General features: G+C 73.3%; 15 protein-coding genes. 9 read left to right on the forward strand and 6 right to left on the reverse strand.

Annotated elements, in window-relative coordinates; genetic code table 11:
* Nucleotides 1–34: 34 nt before the first annotated feature.
* Both AC07FJ_RS03875 and AC07FJ_RS03880 read right to left on the reverse strand, forming a co-directional pair.
* Nucleotides 35–511 (reverse strand): PaaI family thioesterase, encoded by a 477-nt coding sequence (locus tag AC07FJ_RS03875; RefSeq protein WP_468292850.1) that lies wholly within the window; start codon nt 509–511, stop codon nt 35–37.
* Between the two features lie 72 nt (nt 512–583).
* A complete protein-coding gene (locus AC07FJ_RS03880; RefSeq protein WP_479044885.1) occupies nt 584–2,866 on the reverse strand; it encodes an FdhF/YdeP family oxidoreductase in 2,283 nt (760 codons plus the stop codon).
* Nucleotides 2,867–3,046: 180 nt separating this feature from the next.
* Here AC07FJ_RS03880 and polA point away from each other — a divergent pair, with 180 nt between their 5' ends.
* The gene (polA, locus tag AC07FJ_RS03885) at nt 3,047–5,701 is read left to right on the forward strand and encodes a DNA polymerase I (RefSeq protein WP_479045295.1); all 2,655 of its coding nucleotides are present in this window, start codon (nt 3,047–3,049) and stop codon (nt 5,699–5,701) included.
* Between the two features lie 92 nt (nt 5,702–5,793).
* Here polA and AC07FJ_RS03890 read toward each other — a convergent pair whose 3' ends face one another.
* Complete coding sequence (locus tag AC07FJ_RS03890) at nt 5,794–6,756, reverse strand: DUF4184 family protein (protein ID WP_479044887.1); 963 nt, start codon at nt 6,754–6,756, stop codon at nt 5,794–5,796.
* 204 nt (nt 6,757–6,960) lie between these two features.
* Here AC07FJ_RS03890 and AC07FJ_RS03895 point away from each other — a divergent pair, with 204 nt between their 5' ends.
* Nucleotides 6,961–8,712 (forward strand): lytic transglycosylase domain-containing protein, encoded by a 1,752-nt coding sequence (locus tag AC07FJ_RS03895; RefSeq protein ID WP_479044888.1) that lies wholly within the window; start codon nt 6,961–6,963, stop codon nt 8,710–8,712.
* A gap of 59 nt (nt 8,713–8,771) precedes the next feature.
* On the opposite strand, the gene hrpB is transcribed toward AC07FJ_RS03895, so the two are convergent.
* Both hrpB and AC07FJ_RS03905 read right to left on the reverse strand, forming a co-directional pair.
* Nucleotides 8,772–11,267: an ATP-dependent helicase HrpB gene (gene hrpB, locus AC07FJ_RS03900; protein ID WP_479045297.1), complete on the reverse strand. Its 2,496-nt coding sequence runs from the start codon at nt 11,265–11,267 to the stop codon at nt 8,772–8,774.
* Nucleotides 11,264–12,058, reverse strand: coding sequence for a class I SAM-dependent methyltransferase (locus AC07FJ_RS03905; RefSeq protein ID WP_479044891.1), 795 nt, complete (start codon nt 12,056–12,058; stop codon nt 11,264–11,266). The genes hrpB and AC07FJ_RS03905 overlap by 4 nt, the downstream gene beginning before the upstream one ends.
* A 374-nt stretch (nt 12,059–12,432) precedes the next feature.
* Between AC07FJ_RS03905 and rpsA the strand changes: the two genes are divergently transcribed.
* The 4 genes from rpsA (at nt 12,433) to AC07FJ_RS03925 (ending at nt 16,197) form a co-directional block, all read left to right on the forward strand.
* Entirely contained in the window at nt 12,433–13,935 is a 1,503-nt protein-coding gene (rpsA, locus tag AC07FJ_RS03910) for a 30S ribosomal protein S1 (RefSeq protein WP_345489430.1), read from the forward strand.
* Nucleotides 13,936–14,131: 196 nt separating this feature from the next.
* Nucleotides 14,132–15,070 carry a PAC2 family protein gene (locus AC07FJ_RS03915; RefSeq protein ID WP_479044893.1) on the forward strand — a complete coding sequence of 313 codons (939 nt, stop codon included), beginning with the start codon at nt 14,132–14,134 and terminating at the stop codon, nt 15,068–15,070.
* Nucleotides 15,071–15,140: 70 nt separating this feature from the next.
* Nucleotides 15,141–15,740: a dephospho-CoA kinase gene (coaE, locus tag AC07FJ_RS03920; RefSeq protein WP_468292869.1), complete on the forward strand. Its 600-nt coding sequence runs from the start codon at nt 15,141–15,143 to the stop codon at nt 15,738–15,740.
* An 88-nt stretch (nt 15,741–15,828) separates the two neighbouring features.
* On the forward strand, nt 15,829–16,197 hold the full coding sequence (locus AC07FJ_RS03925) for a tetratricopeptide repeat protein (RefSeq protein ID WP_479044896.1): 369 nt from the start codon (nt 15,829–15,831) through the stop codon (nt 16,195–16,197).
* Nucleotides 16,198–16,217: 20 nt separating this feature from the next.
* Here AC07FJ_RS03925 and AC07FJ_RS03930 read toward each other — a convergent pair whose 3' ends face one another.
* Nucleotides 16,218–16,469 (reverse strand): DUF6343 family protein, encoded by a 252-nt coding sequence (locus tag AC07FJ_RS03930; protein ID WP_479044898.1) that lies wholly within the window; start codon nt 16,467–16,469, stop codon nt 16,218–16,220.
* A gap of 152 nt (nt 16,470–16,621) precedes the next feature.
* Here AC07FJ_RS03930 and AC07FJ_RS03935 point away from each other — a divergent pair, with 152 nt between their 5' ends.
* The 3 genes from AC07FJ_RS03935 to AC07FJ_RS03945 all read left to right on the forward strand — a co-directional run bounded on the left by AC07FJ_RS03935 (nt 16,622) and on the right by AC07FJ_RS03945 (nt 21,782).
* Nucleotides 16,622–17,095: a DoxX family protein gene (locus AC07FJ_RS03935; protein ID WP_479044899.1), complete on the forward strand. Its 474-nt coding sequence runs from the start codon at nt 16,622–16,624 to the stop codon at nt 17,093–17,095.
* Nucleotides 17,096–17,165: 70 nt separating this feature from the next.
* On the forward strand, nt 17,166–18,671 hold the full coding sequence (locus tag AC07FJ_RS03940) for a carboxylesterase/lipase family protein (protein ID WP_479044901.1): 1,506 nt from the start codon (nt 17,166–17,168) through the stop codon (nt 18,669–18,671).
* Nucleotides 18,672–18,884: 213 nt separating this feature from the next.
* Nucleotides 18,885–21,782 carry a DEAD/DEAH box helicase gene (locus AC07FJ_RS03945; RefSeq protein ID WP_479044904.1) on the forward strand — a complete coding sequence of 966 codons (2,898 nt, stop codon included), beginning with the start codon at nt 18,885–18,887 and terminating at the stop codon, nt 21,780–21,782.
* Nucleotides 21,783–21,803 lie beyond the last annotated feature (21 nt).

Raw genomic sequence — 21,803 nt, forward strand, 5'->3', positions numbered from 1 at the left:
CCGAGGTTTCCGGCGGACGCGTGGTGCCGGGCGGTCAGCCGGTGGGGCCGTCGCCCTGCGGGGCCTCCCGCAGCAGGCACGTCAGGCGGGCCGTGCACACCCGCTTGTCCTGCTCGTCGGTGATGACGATCTCGTACGTGGCGGTGGAGCGCCCGCGGTGCACGGGGGTGGCCACGCCGGTCACCAGTCCGCTGCGGACGCCCCGGTGGTGGGTGCAGTTGAGGTCCACGCCCACCGCGATCTTGGAGATGCCGCCGTGGAGCATGGAGCCGACCGAGCCGAGGGTCTCGGCGAGGACGGCGGACGCGCCGCCGTGCAGTAGTCCGTACGGCTGGGTGTTGCCCTCGACCGGCATGGTGCCGACGACCCGCTCGGCGGAGGCCTCCAGGATTCGCACGCCCATGCGGGTGCCGAGGTGCCCGGCGGAGAAGAGGGCGGGCAGGTCGACACCGAGCGAGGCGTACTCGTCGATGACTTCCTGCGGGAACTTCACGCTGGTCTGCTCGCCCATGGGGCCCGGCTCCGTTCGTCGTCGTACGGCCTTGTGCCGACTGGTTGGCTGGCTGGCTGGCTAAGCGAACGCTCAGACGGTCGCCGATTGTTCCAGACGCACGATCACGGACTTGCTGGCGGGGGTGTTGCTGACGTCGGCGGTGGAGTCCAGGGGCACCAGGACGTTCGTCTCCGGGTAGTACGCGGCGGCGCAGCCCCGCGCGGTGGGGTAGTGCACCACCCGGAAGCCGGGCGCGCGCCGCTCGGAGCCGTCGCGCCACTCGCTGACGAGGTCGGCGTACGACCCGTCGGCGAAGCCCAGCGCACGGGCGTCCTCCGGGTGGACCAGGACCACGCGGCGGCCGCCCTTGATGCCGCGGTAGCGGTCGTCCAGGCCGTAGATGGTGGTGTTGTACTGGTCGTGCGAGCGCAGGGTCTGCAGCAGCAGCCGCCCCTCGGGGACCCGCGGGTACTCGACGGGCGCGGCGGTGAAGTTCGCCTTGCCGGTCTTCGTGGGGAAGCGCCGCTCGTCGCGCGGGGCGTGCGGCAGGGCGAAGCCGCCGGGGTTCGCCGCGAGGCGGGCGTTGAAGTCCTCGAAGCCGGGGACCACGCGCGCGATGCGGTCGCGGATCGTCGCGTAGTCCTTCTCGAACTCCTCCCACGGCGTGGCCGACGCCTCGCCCAGCACGGCCCGCGCCATGCGCGCCACGATGGCCGGCTCGGACAGCAGGTGCGGACTCGCCGGCGGCAGGTTCCCGCGCGAGGCGTGGACCAGGCCCATGGAGTCCTCGACCGTGACGAACTGCTTCCCGGTGGCCTGGACGTCCTTGTCGGTGCGGCCGAGCGTGGGCAGGATCAGCGCGCGCGTGCCGGTGACCGCGTGGGAGCGGTTCAGCTTGGTCGACACGTGCACGGTGAGCCGGGCGCGGCGCATGGCCGCCTCGGTGACCTCCGTGTCGGGCGTCGCCCCCACGAAGTTGCCGCCCATCGCGAAGAACACCTTCGCCTCGCCGTCGCGCAGCGCCTGGATGGAGCGCACCACGTCGAAGCCGTGGTGGCGGGGCGCGGCGATGCCGAACTCCTTGTCCAGGGCGTCCAGGAAGGCGGCGGACGGGCGCTCGAAGATGCCCATCGTGCGGTCGCCCTGCACGTTGGAGTGCCCGCGCACCGGGCAGACCCCCGCGCCCGGGCGGCCGATGTTGCCGCGCAGCAGGAGGAAGTTGACCACTTCGCGGATGGTCGGCACGGAGTGCTTGTGCTGGGTGAGGCCCATGGCCCAGCAGACGATGGTGCGCTCCGAGGCGAGCACCATGCGCAGGGCGCGCTCGATCTCGGAGCGCTCCAGGCCGGTGGCGGCGAGCGTCTCGTCCCAGTCGGCGGCCTTGGCGGCGGCCGCGAACTCCTCGTACCCGTGCGTGTGCTCGCGTACGAACTCCTCGTCGACGGCGCCGTCGGTCTCCAGGATCAGCTTGTTGAGGAGCCGGAAGAGGGCCTGGTCGCCGCCGATGCGGATCTGGAGGAACAGGTCGGTGAGGGCGGCGCCCTTGAGCATGCCCTGCGGGGTCTGCGGGTTCTTGAACCGCTCCAGGCCCGCCTCGGGCAGCGGGTTGACCGAGATGATCCTCGCCCCCGCCGCCTTGGCCTTCTCCAGGGCGGAGAGCATGCGCGGGTGGTTGGTGCCGGGGTTCTGCCCGGCCACGATGATCAGGTCCGCCCGGTGCAGGTCCTCCAGGGAGACGCTGCCCTTGCCGATGCCGATCGTCTCGGTGAGCGCGGAGCCGGACGACTCGTGGCACATGTTGGAGCAGTCCGGGAGGTTGTTCGTGCCGAACTCGCGGGCGAAGAGCTGGAGCAGGAACGCGGCCTCGTTGCTGGTGCGGCCGGAGGTGTAGAAGACCGCCTCGTCGGGGGAGCCGAGCGCGGTCAGCTCCTCCGCGATGATCGCGAAGGCGCGCTCCCACGTCACCGGCTCGTAGCGGTCGGCGCCCTCCGGCAGGTACACGGGGTGGGTGATCCGGCCCTGCTGCCCGAGCCAGTACCCGCTGCGGGTGGCCAGGTCCGCCACGGGGTGCGCGGCGAAGAAGGCGGGCGTCACGCGGCGCAGCGTGGCCTCCTCGGCGACGGCCTTCGCGCCGTTCTCGCAGAACTCCGCGACGTGTCGCTTGTCGCCCTCGGGCCAGGCGCAGCCCGGGCAGTCGAAGCCGTCCTTCTGGTTGACCCTGAGCAGGGTCCGCGCGGTGCGGGCGAGGCCCATCTGCTGCTGGGCGATCTTGAGGGTGTGCCCGATCGCGGGGAGGCCGGCAGCGGCGTGCTGGGGCGCCTGGACCTGCGGCGCGTCCTGGACCGGGTCACCTGCGGGCGGCTTGCTGGCCATCGCGCTCCCCCTTGAGCGGTTGTGTCCGATGTACGTCTCCGATCCTGTCACGGCCCACTGACAGCGGGCACCGCCCCTCGGCCGGGACCGGCATTGTCGGTGGTCCGTGGCAGGATCGTGTCCGTGGCTGAGACAGCATCGAAGAAGACCCCAGACGACAACCGTCCGCGCCTGCTCCTCATGGACGGGCACTCCCTGGCGTACCGGGCGTTCTTCGCGCTGCCCGCGGAGAACTTCACCACCGCGAGCGGCCAGACGACCAACGCCATCTACGGCTTCGCGTCGATGCTGGCGAACACGCTGCGTGACGAGTCGCCGACGCACTTCGCCGTCGCGTTCGACGTGTCGCGCAAGACGTGGCGCTCGGCGGACTTCCCCGAGTACAAGGCGAACCGCTCCGCGACCCCCGACGAGTTCAAGGGGCAGGTCGAGCTGATCGGCGAGCTGCTCGACACCATGAACGCCGAGCGGTTCGCCGTGGACGGGTTCGAGGCGGACGACGTGATCGCCACGCTCGCCACGCAGGCCGAGGCCCAGGGCTTCGAGGTGCTGATCGTCACCGGCGACCGGGACTCGTTCCAGCTGGTCTCCGACCACGTGACCGTGCTGTACCCCACGAAGGGCGTCTCCGAGCTGACCCGGTTCACCCCGGAGAAGGTCCAGGAGAAGTACGGGCTGTCCCCGTCGCAGTACCCCGACTTCGCCGCCCTGCGGGGCGACCCGTCCGACAACCTGCCGGGCATCCCGGGCGTCGGGGAGAAGACGGCCACGAAGTGGATCAACCAGTTCGGTTCGTTCGCCGAGCTGGTCGAGCGGGCCGACGAGGTCAAGGGCAAGGTCGGCCAGGCCCTGCGCGACCACCTGGAGTCCGTCAAGCTCAACCGCCACCTGACCGAGCTCGTCCGTGACGTGGAGCTGCCGAAGACGGTGGCGGACCTGGAGCGCCGGCCGTACGACCGGACCGCGCTCAAGGGCTTCCTGGAGGTCCTGGAGATCCGCAACCCGAGCCTGCGCGACCGGCTCCTCGCGGTCGACCCGGGCGCGCAGGAGGAAGAGGCCCCCGCCCCGGCCGCCGGGGTGGAACTGGACGGTACGGTGCTCGGCTCCGGCGAGCTCGCCCTCTGGCTGGAGCAGCACGGCGGCCAGCCGCTCGGCGTGGCCACCGTCGCCACCTGGGCCCTCGGCGTGGGGAACGTCGCCGAGGTCGCGCTCGCCGGTGCCGACGGCAAGGCGGCCTGGTTCGACACCACCCAGCTCGACGAGGCCGACGAGAAGGCCTTCGCCGCCTGGCTCGCCGACCCGGCCCGCCCCAAGGTGCTGCACAGCGCGAAGGAGGCCCTGCGGGTCTTCCCCGAGCACGGCTGGCACATCGAGGGCATCACGATGGACACCGCCCTCGCCGCCTACCTGGTCAAGCCGGGCCGCCGCTCCTTCGCGCTGGACGCCCTCTCCGTCGAGTACCTCCACCGCGAGCTGGCCCCCGCCGCGGCCGACGGGCAGCTCGCCTTCGGCACCGACGAGCAGGCCGAGGCCGACGCACTGATGGCCCAGGCCCGCGCGGTCCTCGACCTGGGCGAGGCCTTCGGCGAGAAGCTCAAGGAGGTCGGCGCCACCGAGCTGCTGCACGACGTGGAACTGCCCACCTCCGTGGTGCTCGCCCGGATGGAGCGGTACGGCATCTCCGCCGACCGCGCCCATCTGGAGGCGATGGAACAGCAGTTCGCCGCAGCGGTGCAGCAGGCGGTCAAGGAGGCGCACGCCTCCGTGGGCCACGAGTTCAACCTCGGCTCCCCGAAGCAGCTCCAGGAGGTCCTCTTCGGCGAGCTGAACCTCCCCAAGACGAAGAAGACCAAGACCGGCTACACCACGGACGCGGACGCGCTCGCCTGGCTGGCCGGCCAGACCGAGCACGAGCTGCCGGTCATCATGCTGCGCCACCGCGAGCAGGCCAGGCTGCGCTCCACCGTCGAGGGCCTGATCAAGACGATCGCCGCCGACGGCCGCATCCACACCACCTTCAGCCAGACGGTCGCGGCGACCGGCCGCCTCTCGTCGACCGACCCCAACCTGCAGAACGTGCCGGTCCGCACCGACGAGGGCCGCGCCATCCGGCACGGCTTCGTCGTCGGCGAGGGCTTCGAGTCGCTGATGACGGCCGACTACAGCCAGATCGAGCTGCGCGTCATGGCCCACCTGTCGGAGGACGAGGGCCTCATCGAGGCCTTCACCTCCGGCGAGGACCTGCACACCACCGTCGCCTCCCAGGTGTTCGGCGTCGAGCGGTCCGCGGTCGACGCGGAGATGCGCCGCAAGATCAAGGCGATGTCGTACGGCCTGGCGTACGGCCTGTCCGCGTTCGGCCTCTCCCAGCAGCTCAACATCGAGGCCGGCGAGGCGCGTGCCCTGATGGACACGTACTTCGAGCGGTTCGGCGGGGTGCGCGACTACCTGCGCCGCGTCGTCGACGAGGCCCGCGCCACCGGTTATACGGAGACCATGCTCGGCCGCCGCCGCTACCTCCCGGACCTCAACAGCGACAACCGCCAGCGCAGGGAGGCCGCGGAGCGGATGGCGCTGAACGCCCCGATCCAGGGCACGGCCGCCGACATCGTGAAGGTCGCCATGCTGCGCGTCGACCGCGCCCTGCGCGAGGCGGACCTGAAGACCCGCCTGCTGCTCCAGGTCCACGACGAAATCGTCCTGGAGGTCGCCCCCGGCGAGCGCGACCGGGTCGAGGCCCTGGTCCGCCACGAGATGTCCACGGCGGTCGACCTCCGCGCCCCCCTGGACGTCTCGGTGGGCGTGGGCCCGGACTGGGACTCCGCGGCGCACTGACGCACGCTCACGCGCCGCGCACCGCTCGCCCCCTGTGAGCGGTGCGCGGCGCGAAGCCGCCGCCCCGAGGGGGCGGCCGCCCCGCAGTGGCCTCAACCCCTGCGGGGTCCGGGGGCGGAGTCCTCGGTTTCGGGGAGTCGAGCTCCGCCCACGCCCGCCGGCACAGGAGGGGCAGGGGGAGGGGTGGGGGAAGGACCCGCCGTCCGCAGCCGCATCACCACGCCGTACACCAGCACCCCACCCGCCAACCCCGCCCCCGCGCCGAAGCAGGCCGTCGGGATGATGTCCAGCGGCGTCTCCGGCGCATGCCCCCAGTACGCGTACCACCGCGCGCACCGGTGCACCACGCCCACCGTCACGGACACCCCGAGCAGCCCCGCCGCCAGCCACCGCCCCCGCCGCCCGAGCACCGGCACGGCCCCCGAGGCGCCGGCCCCCGAGGCGCCGGCCCCCGAGGTACCGGCCCCCGAAGCGCCGGGCACCGAAGCCCCGGACCGCGACATCCGCCGCACCCCGCTTCCCACGAACCACGCCAGCACCAGCAGCGCCACCGCCGATCCGCCGTACTGCGCGTACAGGTACATCGGGAAGCCGGCCACCACCTCGCCCAGCATCGGCAGCAGCTTCATGCCCCACCGGTCCAGGTGCGTGAAGGCGTCCCACACCACATGCGTCGTCGCGCCGACGACCGCCGAGACGTAGAACCACGCCGCCAGCTCCGCCCGCCGCCGCCCACGCCACGCCTGCCCCCGCAGCAGCGCGTGCAGCGGCCCCTGCCACCGCCCGGGCACCAGCGCCACCAGCGGCTCACGGACCATCAGCCACACCGCAACCAGCGCCGCCGCGATCGCGACATCAACGGTCAGCACGCCCAGCACCCCGTGCGTGACGTCCCCGAAACGCATCGCCCCGGGCAGCGCCGTGTCCGCGAAGTACGTCATGTCCGGCGCGAACGACCCGGCGACGAGCGCCGACGCGACCAAGGGCCCGCGTGCCGCGCCGGACCTCCGTATCGCGGGCAGCACGGCCGCGGCATGGCTGAGAGTGAACGGCATGGTGGAAGGTCCCCCTTGAGCATGTCGGTCAATGGCCGCCAGTATGCGTGACGTTCGGACTCCGGATTCCGGTGAACCAAGCGGTGACGAAAGCGTGAAAAGCGGTCAGCGGGCGGTGTGCCGGAGCCGCCGGTTGACGTAGGGTCGCTTGAGTCCTCGCGCGGGGAGCGCGGACGGCAGTGTCAAAGGGGAGGGACCACACGTATGGCAGCGCACATCGGCCGCCGGCTGCGCAAGGGAGCCACCAGCACCGCTGTGGCAGCCGCCGCGGTGGCGGCACTCTCCGCCTCGCAGGCCCCGGGCGTGACATCCGCCGCCGAGGGCGGCAGCGGTGACCCCCAGGCCGCCGACGCCACCCCCCAGCCCCACGAGAACTCGGCCACCGGCAACTCGCCGTACTACACCGACCTGCCCCCGCTCAACACCCCGGACAAGCCCGGCACTCCCGCGGCACCGATCGTCACGGGCCCCGCGGAAGCGGGCATACCGGCCACCGTCCTCGCCGCCTACAAGCAGGCGGAGCAGCACCTCCGCGCCGCCGACCCCGGCTGCAACCTCCCCTGGCAACTCCTCGCGGGCATCGGCAAGGTGGAGTCCGGCCAGGCCCGCGGCGGCCGCGTGAGCGCCGACGGCACCACCCTCTCGCCGATCCTCGGTCCCGTCCTCAACGGTGTCGGCTTCGCCAACATCTCCGACACCGACGACGGTGCGTACGACGGCGACACGACGCACGACCGCGCGGTCGGTCCCATGCAGTTCATCCCGTCCACGTGGGCGAGCTGGGGCCAGGACGCCAACGGCGACGGCCGCAAGGACCCGAACAACATCTACGACGCCGCGCAGGCCGCCGGCATGTACCTCTGCGCCAACAACCGCGACCTCGCCCTCAAGGCCGACCTCGACAAGGCGATCCTCAGCTACAACCGCTCGACGGAGTACCTGCGTACGGTTCTGTCCTGGTTCGAGTACTACAAGCGCGGTACGCACCGGATTCCGGACGGTACGGGTGTCCTGCCGGCCGACCGCAGCGACAACAAGCCGGCGGCCCGCCCGACGCCGACGCCGATGCCGACCCTCCCCGTCACGCCGTCCCCCACGCCGACCCCGCCTCCCGTGAAGCCGTCCCCGTCGACGCCCACGACCCCGCCGGTCACCCCGGGCCCGGCCAAGCCGACGCCCACGACCCCGCCGGCCACCCAGGACCCGACCAAGCCGCCCGTCACCCCCACCCCCGCGCCGCACGAGAAGGTCGCACGCCTCACGGACGCCGGGACGGGCCCGCTCACCGCGATGGCGGGCAGCCGCTTCACCGAGCGCCCCGAGGTCAAGGCGCTCGACCGGGCGGGCAAGCCCGTCGCCAAGCTGGCGGTCGAGTTCGAGATCGTCGGCGCCACGGAGGCGCGCTTCGCGGCCGGGACCGGCTCGGTCGGCAGCGTCGTCGTCACCACGGCCGCGGACGGAACGGCCGCCGCCCCGCCGATCGTGGCGGGGGAGCGGACCGGCGAGTTCACCGTACGGGCCACCGTCGTGCGCCGTGCGACGCTGCCCGCCGTCGACTTCACCGCGACCGTCACGGAGCGCGCGGCCGACGCGCTCGCCAGGACGGACGAGAAGGCCCTGACGGCCGCCCCGGAGACGGAGTTCGCCGACCAGGTCGAGGTGAAGGCCACGTACAAGGGCGCCGTCGCGTCCGGCGTCGCGCTGACCGCCACCATGATCACGTCCGCGGACAGCGCCACCGCCAACGACAAGGGCCCCTTCTTCAAGGACGAGCAGGGCAACCCCGTCCGGACCCTCGCGGGCCTGAAGACGGACGCCAACGGCGTCCTCAAGCTGCCGAAGATGTACGCGGACGGCCAGACCGGCACCTTCCTGCTCCGTCTGACCACCGCCGGCGGCGCGACCCTGACCGTCGAGCTCAAGGTCGCGGCCCCGGCCCCGGCCCCGGCGGCCTGAGGCCCCCAGCCCCCGAGGCCCAGCCCGGGGCCCGGCGCTGGCCCGAGCCCCGGAAGCGCTCAGCGGCGCGTGTTCGTCCGCTTCGTCGGCTCCGCCCCCGCCGGGTCCTCCGGCCACGGGTGCTTCGGGTACCGGCCGCGCAGCTCCGCCCGCACGGAGCGGTACCCGTCGCGCCAGAAGGACGCCAGGTCCGCCGTGACGGCGGCGGGCCGGCCGGCCGGGGACAGCAGGTGCACCAGCACCGGAACGCCCGCTATCCGCGGGGTCTCGCCGAGCCCGAACATCTCCTGCAGCTTCACCGCCAGCACGGGCTGCTCCCCGGCGCCGTACTCCACCCGGATCCGCGACCCGCTGGGCACCTCGATCCGCTCCGGGGCCAGCTCGTCCAGGCGGGCCGCCTCACCGGTGGCCCAGGGCAGCAGCCGCCGCATCGCCTGACCGGCGTCGACACGGGCCAGATCCGCCCGCCGCCGCGCCCGGGACAGCTCCGGTTCCAGCCAGTCGCCGGCCCGCTCCAGCAGCGCGGCGTCCGACACGTCCGGCCACGGCGCGCCGACCACCCGGTGCAGGAACGCCAGCCGCTGCCGCAGCCCCTCCGCTTCCCGCGACCACCGCAGCAGCCCGAGCCCCTCGCGCCGCAGACCCTCCAGCAGCGCCTCCCGTACGCGTACGGGGTCCGGGTCGGTCAGCGGCCGTACGGTCAGCTCGACGGCGCCCAGCCGCTCCACGGACCGGGCGACCACGTCACCGGCCTCCCAGCCGACCTCCTCACCCGCCAGGAACAACCCCCCGGCGGCCGCCCGCGCGGTCTCCTCGTCGATCACGGCCGCCAGCCGCACCCGCGCGGACGCCGCGTGAGCGGGCCGGTCCGCGACGGCGACGGCCAGCCACTCCGACCCGCGCAGCCGGGACCCCTCGCCGAGCTCGGCCCGCGTCCCGGAGGCCATGAGGAACGCGCCCTCGGCCTTCGCGCCCCGCGCACGCGCCACCCGTTCCGGATACGCCAGGGAGGTCACCGCACCGACGGCGGCGTCGTCCGGCACCCCACGGCCCGGGCCGTCGGCGGCGTCCAGCTGCCCCGCGAGGCGCCGTGCCTCCTGCCGCCAGCGGGCGCCGTACGCGTCGCCCGGTGAACGCCGGGCCGTACGCCAGGCGGCCGCCAGGTCGTCGCCGTACTCGCGCGGAGGTTCCTCGCTCAGCAGGGCCACCACCTCCGCAGCGCGCCGCGCGCCCACCACAGGCGCTCCGTCCAGCAGGGCGCGGGCCAGCCGGGGGTGCACGCCCAGCCGCGACATGCGCACGCCCCGGTCCGTCACCCGCCCGGACCCGTCGACCGCGCCGATCGCGGTCAGCACCTCCCGCGCCGCGCCCATCGCGCCCGCGGGCGGCGCATCCAGCAGCGCGAGACCCGCGGCACCCGGGTCGCCCCAGGCGGCGGCCTGCAGCGCGAACGCGGTCAGATCGGCCACCTGGATCTCGGGCGCCGGGAACGGCTGCCGCCGCGTGTCCTCCGCCTCGGCCCAGCACCGGTAGACGGTGCCCGGCGCCTCGCGCCCGGCGCGCCCGGCGCGCTGCCGGGCGGCTGCCCGCGACGCCCACACCGTGGTCAGCGACCCCAGGCCCCGCGCGTGGTCCACCCGCGGCTCACGCGCGAGCCCCGAGTCGACCACCACGCGCACGCCGGGCACGGTCAGCGACGACTCGGCGACCGACGTCGCCAGCACCACCCGGCGGCGGTCCCCGCCGGGGGAGAGGACCGCGTCCTGCACCGCCGCCGGGGCCCGGCCGTGCACCTGGAGCAGCTCCACGCCGGGCAGGCCGGACAGCAGGCCCGCCACCCGCGCGATCTCCCCGACACCGGGCAGGAAGCACAGCACGTCCCCCGACCGCTCCGCCAGCGCCCGCCGCACCACCGACGCGACGTGCCCGAGCAGCGCCGGGTCCACCCGCATCCCGTGCGGCGGCCGCACCGGCGCCGCCGGAGGGGCCCACACCACCTCCACGGGGTGCGCCACACCCGCCGCCTCCACGACGGGCGCGCCGCCCAGCAGCCGCGCCCAGCCCTCGGCGTCGGTCGTCGCGGACGCGGCCAGCAGCCGCAGCTCGGGCCGCAGGGTCTCCCGTACGTCCAGCAGGAACGCCGCCGCCGTGTCCGCGTCCAGGTGCCGCTCATGGCACTCGTCGAGCATCACGACGTCGGTGCCGCCGAGCTCCTGGTCCCGCTGGAGGCGCTGCAGCAGGACACCGGTCGTCACCACCTCGACCACCGTCTCGCGCGACACCACCCGTTCGCCGCGCACGGTGAAGCCGACCCGGCCGCCCACCTTCTCGCCCAGCAGCCACGCCATGCGCCGGGCCGCGGCCCGGGCGGCGATCCGCCGCGGCTCCGCGACAAGGACGCGTGCTCCCCGCTCGGCGAGCACCAGCGGCACCAGCGTGGTCTTGCCGGTGCCGGGCGGCGCGCACAGCACCGCCGCCCCGTGCCCGTCCAGCGCCCGCTCCAGGGCGGGCAGGGCGGTGCGTACGGGCAGGTCCAGGGCCTCCGCACGCATCACGCGCGCTCGCACACGAAGATCGCCGTCCCCGGGATCAGGTTTCCGCGCAGCGGGGACCAGCCGCCCCACTCCTGGGTGTTCCAGGAGGGCCATTCCGGTTCGACCAGGTCCACGAGGTGGAAGCCGCCCGCCACCACGTCCCGCACCCGGTCCCCGAGGGTCCGGTGGTGCTCCACGTAGACCGCCCGGCCCTCCTCGTCCTGCTCGACGTAAGGGGTGCGGTCGAAGTACGAGGAGGCGACCGACAGCCCCTCCGGTCCGGGCTCGTCGGGGAACGCCCAGCGGATCGGGTGCGTCACCGAGAACACCCACCGCCCGCCCGGCCGCAGCACCCTGCGTACCTCGCGGAAGACCCGCACCGGATCGGCGACGAAGGGCACCGCCCCGTAGGCGGAGCAGGCCAGGTCGAAGGAGCCGTCCCGGAAGGGGAGGGCGCCCGCGTCGGCCTCCACGAGCGGGACGTCCGCGCCGATCCGCAGGGCGTGCTGGAGCTGGCGGTGGGAGAGGTCCAGGGCGACCGGGCGGGCCCCCTGCGCGGCGAGCCAGCGCGAACACTGCGCGGCGCCCGCGCCGATCTCCAGGACGTCCAGTCCGGAGACGTCCCCCAGGAGGCGGGCCTCCGCCTCGTCCAGCCCCTCCGGCCCCCAGACGAAGCGGTCGTCCCCGAGGAACGCGCCGTGCTCGGTCTGGTACTCGTCGGCGTTCCGGTCCCACCAGCCCCGGTTCGCCCGGCTGCTCTCGGTGTCACCGGCGTGGCGCCTGGTGGCCTCGGGCTCGTACTCTTGGATCATCCCCACCGCCGTTGTAGGTTGCGCACGGCCGTCTGCGGGAGCCCCGGAGCGGGCGTCCGCGGAAGCCGTAGCCGCGGCCACGATGGCCTTGGGAAACATTAAATGTGCCGGGTATGTGACGTTCTGCCCCGGGTGTGCGCCTTCGCGCATTGACCGTGTCCGGCCGTCCCCGTATGCTAAAGGTTGCGCTGCGGGCCTGCGCGCCTCAGACGGAGCAGGCCGCGCTCGCATCTGTTGTATGTCCCCTCGGTTCTCGAGGCGTCGCCCCTCCGGGGCGGGTGCTTCCTTGGCTGTCCGGCTTCTGCAGAGGCGATACGGGCTCTCGGCGTAGCAGTACCTACGACTTCAATGTCCGTACCGGAGCCCTTTCCCACATGACGAGCAGCACCGAGACCACCGCCACCACCCCGCAGGTTGCGGTCAACGACATCGGTAACGAGGAAGCCTTCCTCGCCGCGATCGACGAGACGATCAAGTACTTCAACGACGGCGACATCGTCGACGGCGTCATCGTGAAGGTCGACCGGGACGAGGTCCTGCTCGACATCGGTTACAAGACCGAAGGTGTCATCCCGAGCCGCGAGCTCTCGATCAAGCACGACGTCGACCCGAACGAGGTCGTCAAGGTCGGCGACGAGATCGAGGCCCTTGTTCTCCAGAAGGAGGACAAGGAAGGCCGCCTGATCCTCTCGAAGAAGCGCGCCCAGTACGAGCGTGCCTGGGGCACCATCGAGAAGATCAAGGAAGAGGACGGCATCGTCACCGGTACCGTCATCGAGGTCGTCAAGGGTGGTCTCATCCTCGACATCGGCCTCCGTGGCTTCCTGCCGGCCTCCCTCGTCGAGATGCGTCGTGTCCGCGACCTCCAGCCCTACGTGGGCAAGGAGCTCGAGGCGAAGATCATCGAGCTGGACAAGAACCGCAACAACGTGGTCCTGTCCCGCCGCGCCTGGCTCGAGCAGACCCAGTCCGAGGTCCGCCAGACGTTCCTCACGACCCTGCAGAAGGGTCAGGTCCGTTCCGGCGTCGTCTCCTCGATCGTCAACTTCGGTGCCTTCGTGGACCTGGGTGGCGTCGACGGTCTGGTCCACGTCTCCGAGCTGTCCTGGAAGCACATCGACCACCCGTCCGAGGTTGTCGAGGTCGGCCAGGAAGTCACCGTCGAGGTCCTCGACGTCGACATGGACCGCGAGCGTGTCTCTCTGTCGCTGAAGGCGACGCAGGAGGACCCGTGGCAGCAGTTCGCCCGTACGCACCAGATCGGTCAGGTCGTCCCGGGTAAGGTCACCAAGCTCGTTCCGTTCGGCGCGTTCGTCCGCGTGGACGAGGGCATCGAGGGTCTGGTCCACATCTCCGAGCTGGCCGAGCGCCACGTGGAGATCCCGGAGCAGGTCGTCCAGGTCAACGACGAGATCTTCGTCAAGGTCATCGACATCGACCTCGAGCGCCGCCGCATCAGCCTCTCGCTGAAGCAGGCCAACGAGTCCTTCGGTGCCGACCCGGCCTCGGTCGAGTTCGACCCGACCCTGTACGGCATGGCCGCGTCCTACGACGACCAGGGCAACTACATCTACCCCGAGGGCTTCGACCCGGAGACCAACGACTGGCTGCCGGGCTACGAGGCCCAGCGCGAGGCGTGGGAGACCCAGTACGCCGAGGCGCAGCAGCGCTTCGAGCAGCACCAGGCCCAGGTCATCAAGTCCCGCGAGGCCGACGAGGCCGCCGCTGCCGAGGGTGGCGCCGCCGCTCCGGCCGGTGCCCCGGCGGGTGTCTCCGGCGGTTCGTACTCCTCGGAGTCGGACGACAACTCCGGCGCCCTGGCGTCGGACGAGGCGCTGGCCGCCCTGCGCGAGAAGCTGGCCGGCGGCCAGAGCTGACGATCGACTCGCATCGATGCGGCTGGAAACGGCCCGATCGATCGATCGACTCGCCGCTGAGCGGTAGGTAGCAGTACTGAGGCCCGTCCCCGGAAGGGGGCGGGCCTCAGTCGTGTTCGCGACCCGGGGCCGCGGAGTGGGAATGCCTGTGCGGTGAGTGACGTTCTTCCCAGAGATATGAGGAGGAGCGGTAATCGTGCTTGATCCCCGGGATTTGTACGCATGGGAGCCGAAGGGCCTGGCCGTCGTCGACATGGCGCTGGCACAGGAGTCGGCCGGCCTCGTCATGCTCTACCACTTCGACGGATACATCGACGCGGGTGAGACCGGCGAGCAGATCGTCGACGGCCTGCTCGGATCCCTGCCCCACCAGGTGGTGGCCCGCTTCGACCACGACCGGCTCGTGGACTACCGGGCCCGTCGCCCGCTGCTGACGTTCCGGCGCGACCGCTGGACCGGGTACGAGACGCCCGCCATCGAGGTCCGCCTCGTCCAGGACTCCACCGGGGCCCCCTTCCTGCTGCTGTCGGGTCCGGAGCCGGACGTCGAGTGGGAGCGGTTCGCCGTCGCCGTACGGCAGATCGTCGAGCGGCTGGGCGTGCGCCTGTCGGTCAACTTCCACGGCATTCCCATGGGCGTGCCGCACACCCGCCCCGTCGGGCTCACCCCGCACGGCAACCGCACCGACCTGATGCCCGGCCACCGCAACACCTTCGACGAGGCCCAGGTGCCGGGCAGCGCCGAGTCGCTCCTGGAATACCGCCTCATGGAGGCGGGCCATGACGTGCTGGGCGTCGCCGCGCACGTACCGCACTATGTGGCGCGGTCCTCGTACCCGGACGCGGCCCTCACCGCGCTGGAGGCCATCACCGCCGCGACGGGCCTGGTCCTGCCGGGTGTCGCGCACGCGCTGCGCACCGAGGCCCAGCGCACCCAGACCGAGATCGAGCGCCAGATAGGCGAGGGCGACGAGGAGCTCGTCGCGCTCGTACAGGGCCTCGAGCACCAGTACGACGCGATGGCCGGTGCCGAGACGCGCGGCAGCCTGGTCGCCGAGCCGGTGGAGCTGCCGTCCGCCGACGAGCTCGGCCGCCAGTTCGAGCGGTTCCTCGCGGAGCGGGAGGGGGAGGCGTAGCGTCGGTGCCCCGCGATGCCGTTGAAGGGTGCCCGACACGGCGGGGGAGCCAGGGCCTAAGCTTCGGCACATGCTGAGAGTGGGGCTGACCGGCGGCATCGGAGCCGGCAAGAGCGAGGTGTCGCGGCTGCTCGTCTCGTACGGAGCGGTCCTGATCGACTCCGACAAGATCGCCCGCGAGGTCGTCGAGCCCGGCACGCCCGGGCTCGCGGCCGTCGTGGAGGCGTTCGGGCCCGAGATCCTCACCCCTGAGGGCACCCTCGACCGGCCCCGGCTCGGCTCCATCGTCTTCGCCGACCCGGACCGCCTCGCCACCCTCAACGCCATCGTCCACCCCCTCGTCCGCGCCCGCTCCGCCGAGCTGGAGGCGGCCGCGGGGCAGGACGCGGTGGTGATCCACGACGTCCCCCTGCTCACCGAGAACGGCCTGGCGCCGCTCTACGACCTGGTCGTCGTCGTGGACGCCTCGCCCGCGACCCAACTGGACCGGCTCGTACGGTTGCGCGGGATGACCGACGCCGAAGCCCGCGCCCGGATGGCGGCCCAGGCCACACGCGAGCAGCGCCTCGCCATCGCCGACCTCGTCATCGACAACGACGGGCCGCTGGAGGCGCTGGAGCCGCGCGTGCGCGAGGTGTGGGCGGAGCTGGGCGAACGGGCCGCACGCTAGGGCCTGTCTTCCGGATCAGGCCCTGGCCGCCGGAATACGGGCCGCGCCGACGATGTTGAAGGGCTGGAGCAAGGGGAAGGATGTGACCGTGCCCGACAGCAGCCCCGAGACCCACGTCATCGACTTCCGCGCCGCGGAGCAGCTCCTCGCCGCACGGGACCCGCGCGGAGCCGTCAAGCTGCTCGACTCGGTGATCGCCGCCCATCCCGAGAACACCGCCGCCCGTCTGCTGCGCGCCCGTGCCTTCTTCGCGGCGGCGCAGCTGCGCCCCGCCCAGCTGGAGTTCGAGCTGGTCCTGGAGCGCGAGCCGGACAACGCCTTCGCCCACTTCGCGCTCGCCCGGACATTCCAGCGCTCCGGCCGGCCGGACCAAGCCAAGCGCCACTTCCGCCTGGCCGCCGCGCTCGACCCGAAGCCCGAGTACCTGGAGGCGGCCCGCTTCGAGCCGGACTCGTAGCCCTCCGGCAGCGGGCGGGCTCAGGGCTCGTACGGAGGGACGTCGCGGCCCGGCTGGTAGCGGGGGCCCTGGCGGATGTGCCGCGTGATGAACACCAGGTCCGCCGTGACCACCAGGAACAGCACACCGCAGGCCACCGCCCACCCGGTGCGCCCGGCCAGGGCGAAGCCCGCCGTGCCGGCGGCCGCCCAGATCAGACCCCAGACCGCCAGCCAGAACCGGATGCGCAGCGGACTGCGTGCGGTCCTCGGTTCACTGCCCGTACGTCGCATGGTGATCGCTCTCCCGTGCGTTCCTCCGCGCCGGGTACCCCGTTCAGCGCGCACCTCTTCCCGGACGCTCCGATGAGTTCTCGGCGCGGGCCCGGTCTACCCCTTCGAACCGCCGCGGAGAGGCCGGGCGGTGATACGAGGAGGGCACCGCCATGACCGCACCCACCGCACCCGCCACTGCCACCGCTACCGCTACCGCTACCGCGCCCGCGCCTACGGGCACCGTCCGTCCCTCCGGTCTCGGCCGCCGCGCCGACATCGGGGTGCGGGTGCTGCAGATCGTGCTCGCCCTGTTCTTCGCCATCCCCAGTGCCGGGCCCAAGCTGGTCGGGCACTGGTCGGCCGCGGAGTCCTTCGACGCGATCGGCGCCGGCGACTGGCTCATGTACACGGTGGGGGCGCTGGAGCTGGCCGGTGCCATCGCGCTCGTGGTCCCGATCCTCTCCGGGCTCTCCGCGCTGGCCCTGATCGCCCTGATGGCCGGTGCCTTCGTCACCCAACTGACGGTCTTCGACGGGCAGTACGCCGCCACCCCCGTCGTCTTCGCGGTGCTGCTCGCGGTCGTCGCCCGGACCCGCCGCCACCACAACGCGGAGCTGCTCGCGCTCGTCCGTCGACGGAAGTGACCCCTGCGCCGGGCACGTACGCGAGACACTGAGGTGCTCCGACGTCGACCGAAGGGACCCGGTGAACCCCATGCATGAAGCGGTGTGCAGGACACGGCAGGGCGCGGTGCGCGGCACGCTCTCCGCCGACGGGGGCGTCGCCTCCTTCCTCGGAATCCCATACGCCGCCCCGCCCTTCGGCCCGTTGCGCTTCCAGCCACCGGCTCCCCCGCGGGCGTGGAGCGGCACGCGCGATGCCACCACCCACGGGCCGACGGCCCCGAAGGCCCCGTACACCCCGCCCTTCGACGCCCTCATACCGGAGGGCACCGTACCGGGAGAGGACTGCCTCAACCTCAACGTGTGGACGCCCTCACCCGGCCCCGGAGCGCGGCTGCCGGTCATGGTCTGGCTGCACGGCGGCGCCTTCACCAACGGGTCGGCGTCGTCGTCCGCGTACGACGGCAGTGCCTTCGCCCGCGACGGTGTGGTGTTCGTGTCGCTCAACTACCGCCTCGGCGCGGACGGGTTCCTGCACCTGGACGGTGTGCCCGACAACCGGGGGCTGCTCGACCAGGTGGCCGCGCTGGAGTGGGTGCGGGACAACATCGCGGAGTTCGGCGGCGACCCGGACCGGGTCACCGTCTTCGGCGAATCGGCCGGCGCGCTCGCCATCGGTTTCCTGCTCGCCGACGAACAGGTGCGCCGACGCGGCCTCTTCAGGCGGGCGATCCTGCAGAGCGGCGCCGCCCACCACTTCCTCCGCCCCCGGTCGGCCCGCCGCATCACGGAGCACCTGGCCGGGAAGCTCGGCGTCGAACCGACCGCCGAGGCGTTCGCCGCGGTGCCGATGGACCGGCTCCTCGCCGCGCAGTCCGAGCTGCGCCGCGAGATCGGCGCCCGGCCCGACCCCGCGGTGTGGGGCGAGGCGGCGCTCAACGTCATGCCCTTCGAGCCGGTGACCGCCGGACCCGCCGAGGACGGGCTGGAGCTCCCGGGCCCCGACTGCGGCGTCGAGCTGCTCCTCGGCAGCAACCGCGAGGAGTACCGGCTCTTCCTGGTCCCCACCGGGCGACTGGAGCTGCTGCCGGAGGCCAAGCTGCGCGCCTCGGCCGAGGCGTACGGTCTCGACCCCGACAAGGCCCTGGCCGTCTACCGGGACGCGCGGCCCGGCGCGGTGCCGGGCGAGATCTTCGACGCGGTGACGACGGACTGGTTCTACCGGATTCCGGCGATCCGGCTGGCGGAGTCGGTGCCCGGTTCGTACATGTACGAGTTCGCCCGGCGCTCCTCCGCCTTCGACGGGCGCCTCGGCGCCTGCCACGGCAGCGAGCTGGCGTACGTCTTCGACCGCCTCGACGACCCGGCGTACACCCCGCTGGCGGGAGAGGACGCGCCGCAGGCGGTGGCGGACGCCATGCACGGGGCGTGGGTCGCCTTCGCGAAGACCGGGGACCCGGGGTGGGCCCCGTACGACACCGGGGCGGCGGCCGCGGGCGGCGGCACGCGGGCGACGATGGTCTTCGACGATGTCGCCCCCGGGGTGGTGGAGGACCTGCGAGCGGAGGAGCGGGCGCTGTGGGAAGGGATCCGCTGAGGCTGCGCTGACGGCTGCGCTGCCAGCGGTGCCGACAGTTGTGCCGAGGGCTGTGCTGAGGGCTGTACCCACGGTTGTGCCGAGGGCTGTGTGGGCAGCCGCCCCGAAGGCGCTCGGGGCCGATTGTCAGACCCCACCCGTAAGGTCGTAGATCCAGGCGGTTCCATGACGCGGACCGCGTGACACGACCAGCGTGAGGGGAGGTGACCGGCCATGGGCCAGGGTCCGCCGCACCACCGGCTGCCGGCCGGCTGCGCCGCCACCTTCCTCCCTGCCGACCTGCCCCGCGACGGCCGCGTCGCCTTCTGGTCCGTGACGGGCGGCCCGCTGCCGGCCCTCCCCCCGGACGGGGAGCGGCCGACGGCGGGCGCGACCGGACCGACGGCCGACGGGGCCGGGACGACGCGTGCCGGCACCGACACCGTCACCGTCGTACGGCCCCACGGGAGCGGGGTGCGCAGCCGGGCGGTCCCCGCCGTCGTGCTGCCGGTCGCGGAGGCCCTGCCGCTGCTCGTCGCCGCCCGGCAGGACGGCGGCGCGCACCCCGCGGCGGCGTGCTGGGGAGCGGCCGCGCTGCACGCCCTGCACCTGGTGGCGCGGGGGCGGCTGCTGCCCGGCCTGACCGCCGCCGACTTCGACGCCTGGCGGGCCGGGCCCCTCGACCCCGACGACATCGCCCACCTGCGGACGATCGCCGCCGCCATGCCGTACGAGGCCCACGCCGCGCCCGTCCCGGGTCTGCGCCCGCTCCGGCTGCCCGAGCCGGAGGCGCTGGTGCGGGCGTTCCTGGACGCGGTCGCCGACACCCTGCCGCGTACGCCCGCCGCCGCGTACGCCGCGGGGGCGCCGTTCGCGGCCCGTGCGCCGCAGCACCTGCCACACGCGCGTGCCTGGGCCGCCGAGGCGGCGGCGGGCATGGACGCCGGGGTCCGCGTCTCGCTGCGCCTCGACCTGTCCGGGTACGAGCTGTTCGACACGCTCCCGGAGGGCGGCGAGGAGCGGCAGGCCGCCGCCGCCCTCCTCCAGGTGCACAGCCTCGCCGACCCGTCCCTCGTCGTCGACGCGGCCGAGCTGTGGGCGGGCGCGGGCGACGAGCACTTCGGGCCGCGCGCCCGGATCGACACCGTCCTGGCGCTGCGCCGCGCCGCCCGCGTATGGCAGCCGCTGGCCCGGCTGCTGGAGCGGGACGTGCCCGACGTGCTGCCCCTCACCGAGGACGAGCTGTACGAGCTGCTGGGCCCCGCCGCCGCACGGCTCGGCGCGGCGGGCGTCACCGTGCACTGGCCCCGGGAGCTGGCCCGCTCGCTGACCGCCGCCGCGGTCGTCCGGCCCGCGCCGGGCTCGGCCACCGACGGCACGGCGTTCTTCGACAGCGAGCAGCTGCTGAGGTTCAACTGGCAGCTGGCGCTGGACGGCGACCCGCTCACCGAGCGCGAGATGGACGCCCTCGCCGAGGCGCACCGCCCCATCGTGCGGCTGCGTGACCAGTGGGTGGTCGTCGATCCCGCGCTCGTACGCAAGGCGCGCAAGCGCGAGCTGGGGCTGCTGGAGCCGGCCGACGCCCTCGCCGTCGCGCTCACCGGCACCGCCGAGGTGGACGGCGAGACGGTCGAGGCCGTCCCCGCCGGTGCGCTCGCCGCGCTGCGCGACCGGCTCCTGGCCGGCCCGGCCGACGTGACCCAGCCCCCGGGACTGGACGCCACCCTGCGCGACTACCAGCTCCGCGGCCTCGCCTGGCTTGACCTGATGACCTCCCTCGGCCTCGGCGGCTGCCTCGCCGACGACATGGGCCTCGGCAAGACCGTCACGCTGATCGCCCTCCACCTGCGCCGCGCCCACCCCGCCCCCACCCTCGTCGTCTGCCCCGCCTCCCTCCTCGGCAACTGGCAGCGGGAGATCACCCGCTTCGCGCCCGGCGTGCCCGTGCGCCGCTTCCACGGCGCCGACCGCACCCTGGAGGGGCTGGACGGCCCGGACGGCGGCGGCTTCGTCCTCACCACGTACGGCACCATGCGCACCAGCGCCGAGAAGCTGGCCGCCCAGCGGTGGGGGATGGTCGTCGCCGACGAGGCCCAGCACGTGAAGAACCCGTTCTCCGCCACGGCCAAGGCCCTGCGCACCATCCCCGCCCCCGCGCGCGTCGCGCTCACCGGCACCCCCGTCGAGAACAACCTCTCCGAGCTGTGGGCGCTGCTCGACTGGACGACGCCGGGGCTCCTCGGCCCGCTGAAGGCGTTCCGGTCCCGCCACGCCCGCGCCGTCGAGAACGCCGAGCGGATCGAGAACGACGAGGCCGTCGAGCGGCTCGCCCGGCTGGTCCGCCCCTTCCTCCTGCGCCGCAAGAAGTCCGACCCGGGCATCGTGCCGGAGCTGCCGCCCAAGACGGAGTCCGACCACCCCGTCGCCCTCACCCGCGAACAGGCCTCCCTCTACGAGGCGGTCGTACGGGAGACGATGGCGCAGATCGAGGGAGCGGAGGGCATGGCCCGCCGCGGCCTGATCATGAAGCTGCTCACCTCCCTCAAGCAGATCTGCAACCACCCCGCGCAGTATCTGAAGGAGGAGCAGGCGCGGCTCGCCGGCCGCTCCGGAAAGCTGGCCCTCCTCGACGAACTGCTCGACACGATCCTGTCCGAGGACGGCTCGGTGCTGGTCTTCACCCAGTACGTGTCCATGGCCCGGCTGCTCACCGCCCACCTGGCCGCCCGCGCGGTGCCGTCCCAACTGCTGCACGGCGGCACGCCGGTGGCCGAGCGGGAGCGGATGGTGGACCGGTTCCAGTCCGGCGAGGTCCCGGTGTTCGTGCTGTCCCTCAAGGCGGCGGGCACCGGCCTGAACCTGACCCGCGCGGGCCATGTGGTCCACTACGACCGCTGGTGGAACCCGGCCGTCGAGGAGCAGGCCACCGACCGGGCCTACCGCATCGGCCAGACCCAGCCCGTCCAGGTCCACCGGCTCATCGCCGAGGGGACGGTGGAGGACAGCATCGCGGAGATGCTCCGGAGCAAGCGGGCCCTCGCCGACGCGGTGCTGGGGTCCGGGGAGGCGGCCCTGACGGAGCTCACCGACCGGGAGCTGGCCGACCTCGTGTCGCTGAGGAGGCCGTCATGAGGAGGCTGTCATGAGGAGGCC

The organism is Streptomyces sp. NPDC045998, assembly GCF_056430285.1.